Origin of the sequence: Pseudomonas citrullilanati (assembly GCF_030580855.1) — a bacterium.
GTDB classification, from domain to species: Bacteria; Pseudomonadota; Gammaproteobacteria; order Pseudomonadales; family Pseudomonadaceae; genus Aquipseudomonas; species Aquipseudomonas citrulli.
The window spans coordinates 1-2,585 of record NZ_JAUQOP010000086.1; the positions used below are offsets into that span (position 1 = coordinate 1).

Annotated in this window: 1 protein-coding gene and 1 pseudogene; both read left to right on the forward strand. The window is 61.0% G+C overall.

Features of this window, described 5'->3' with window-relative positions; all coding sequences use genetic code 11:
* Window positions 1-418: 418 nt before the first annotated feature.
* Window positions 419-1,525, forward strand: a pseudogene (locus Q6A48_RS26180) (FIST signal transduction protein); the annotation flags it as partial.
* A gap of 3 nt (window positions 1,526-1,528) precedes the next feature.
* Window positions 1,529-2,446, forward strand: coding sequence for a methyl-accepting chemotaxis protein (locus Q6A48_RS26185; protein WP_369811740.1), 918 nt, complete (start codon window positions 1,529-1,531; stop codon window positions 2,444-2,446).
* Window positions 2,447-2,585 lie beyond the last annotated feature (139 nt).

Sequence of the window (2,585 nt, forward strand, 5' to 3'; positions counted from 1 at the left end):
ATGCCAATGCTTGAGATCGAGTCGCCCAGCCAGTGAATCGAGATTGAGCGAGATCCCGTGGAGGACTCCCTTGTGGGAGCTTAGCTTCCCTTGTGGGAGCGAGCCTGCTCGCGATGACGGCGGCACAATCAGCATCACTGCAAACTGATCCACCGCGATCGCGAGCAGGCTCGCTCCCACAGGTCTGCCAATGCCTGGAAGATCGCCGATCAGGGATCACCCTCTGCGCCTGCCCCGCCCCCCCTACGAAAGTCGCTAACCAACAGGCGGAGCAAACCCCAACCAAAAGCCCCTATGGCCCCTCCCCGCAAGTAGCACAAGCTCACGCCCATACAAGCCCCCCGCCGTGGCTGCTACAGCGAAAGGACTCCCCACGCATCCCTCGTCAGCATCACGTCGCGCTCAATCGAGTCCAGCCATGAACCTACCGAACCTCTTCAACAAAGCCCGCAGTCGCACTCAAGGGACGGTCAGCGTGGCCTGCACTTCGGGTGAACTTGACCAGGCGCTGGCCAACATACGTATCAGCCCAGTAGTGGTCGTCGGATTCGTCTCCCCGCACCTGGACATCGACCAGGTCGCCGCCAAGGTCAAGAAGCGCTTTGCCCACAGCGCCATCAGCCTGTGCACCACCTCGGGTGAGTTGTGCAACAGCGCCAGCGCGCTGTATTGCCAGACCGGCGAGACCTGGGATCGGGTCGTGCTGCAGTTGTTTGACGCCAGCGTGATCGTTTCGGCCGAGGTGGTGATGGTGCCGCTGGAGTGCGAGGACATCCGCGGTGGCGGCAAGCGCTTGGCCATGCGCGAGCGAATCACCCGGTTGGTGAATAATATCCAGCAGGCGCAGGTGAGCACGCCCATCGATCATCGCGATACCTTGGCCTACGTGGTGTTCGATGGTCTTTCGGCCTCCGAATCGTTCTTCATGGAAGCGCTGTATGAATCGGGACGCTTCCCCTGCCTGTTCGTCGGCGGTTCGGCCGGTGGCAAGGCTGATTTCAAGAAGACCCTGATCAGTGATGGGCAGCGCAGTTACCAGAATCATGCGCAGATTGTCTTTCTGAAAACCGCGGCGGATGTGCGCTTCGGGGTGTTCAAGAGCCAGAACTTCCAACCCGCCGGGCTGACGTTCAGCGTGCTGACCGCGTCGGTCGAAGACCGCACCATCGACCAGGTCATCGACAGCCGTGGGAACATCAAGAGCATGGTCCAGGCGCTGTGCGAGGCATTCGAATGCAGTGCCGTGGCGCTGGAGAAGAAGCTGGCCGATTATTCATTTGCCATTCGCGTGGGCGAAGAACTGTTCGTGCGTTCCATTGCGCGCATCGACCATCAACAGCAGCTCATCCAGCTGTTTTGCGACGTGGCGCCCGGCGAAGAGCTGGTGATGGTCAAGCGTACGCCCCTGCGCGAGGCGACCCGCCGCGACTACGAGAAATTCCTCAAGGGCAAAGGCGGCCAGCCGGTGGCGGCTATTCTCAACGACTGTATCCTGCGCCGGCTCAATAACAGCAGCGACCTGGGCAGCATGGCCGGTATTTTCGGCGCTGTGCCTTTGGCCGGTTTCTCGACATTTGGTGAAATCCTCGGCCTGAACCTTAACCAGACGCTCACGGCGATTTTCTTCTTCAAGGCCACCAAGGGCGCTGGTTTTGCCGATGAGTACGTCGACAACTTCATCGCCCACTATGGCGAGTTCAAGGCGTTTTTCCTGCGCCGCCAGATCAAGAAATTGGCCGGGCTGAACCATGTCGTGGTCAAGCAGATCAAGGCATTCAAGCTGAACGACTTCAGCAGCGCCCTGGACACCCGTGGCCTGGACCCGACGATCCTGCCGGTGTTCGACGGCCTGACGGACCTGGGCCAGGTATTGGCGCAGGCCAGCCAGCAACAGGCGCAGATGGCGACGCAGATCAAGCATTACTCCGGCGAGCTGCACCTGTCGATGGATGACCTGGCGGGCACTATCGACCGGCAACACAACGTCGCCGAGCAGGCCGGCACGACCGTCGAGCAGTTGGCCACGCAAGCGGGTGAAGCGGTGGTCGGCGCACGTGCGCTCGCCAGTTCGAGCTTGCGTATTCAATCGATCGTACAGGTCATCCAGCAGATCGCCGGACAGACCAACCTGTTGGCGCTCAACGCCGCCATCGAAGCCGCGCGGGCCGGTGAGATGGGCAGAGGGTTTGCGGTGGTGGCCGATGAGGTCCGCAAGCTTGCGGAAATTACCCGCAAGAATGCCGCGGAAATTGGCGTCGACATCGATCTGCTCTCGACGGAGATCCAAGGCGTCGCCCAGCAGATCGAAGACCAGTCCGTCGCTGTGAGCGCCTTGCGCGAGATGCTCGATGCCCTGGAAGACTCCAGCCGGGCCACCGAAGGCACGGCACAACGCACGAAGGCCATTGCGGACACCTTGACCGGGCTGACCCATGCCAATGCTTGAGATCGAGTCGCCCAGCCAGTGAATCGAGATTGAGCGAGATCCCGTGGAGGACTCCCTTGTGGGAGCTTAGCTTCCCTTGTGGGAGCGAGCCTGCTCGCGATGACGGCGGCACAGTCAGCATCACTGCAAACTGATCCAC

What these genes read in the sequence shown, in the direction of transcription:
- Q6A48_RS26185 (WP_369811740.1), top strand. Translation starts at nt 1,529, where the DNA reads ATGGCCGGTATTTTCGGCGCTGTGCCTTTGGCCGGTTTCTCGACATTT.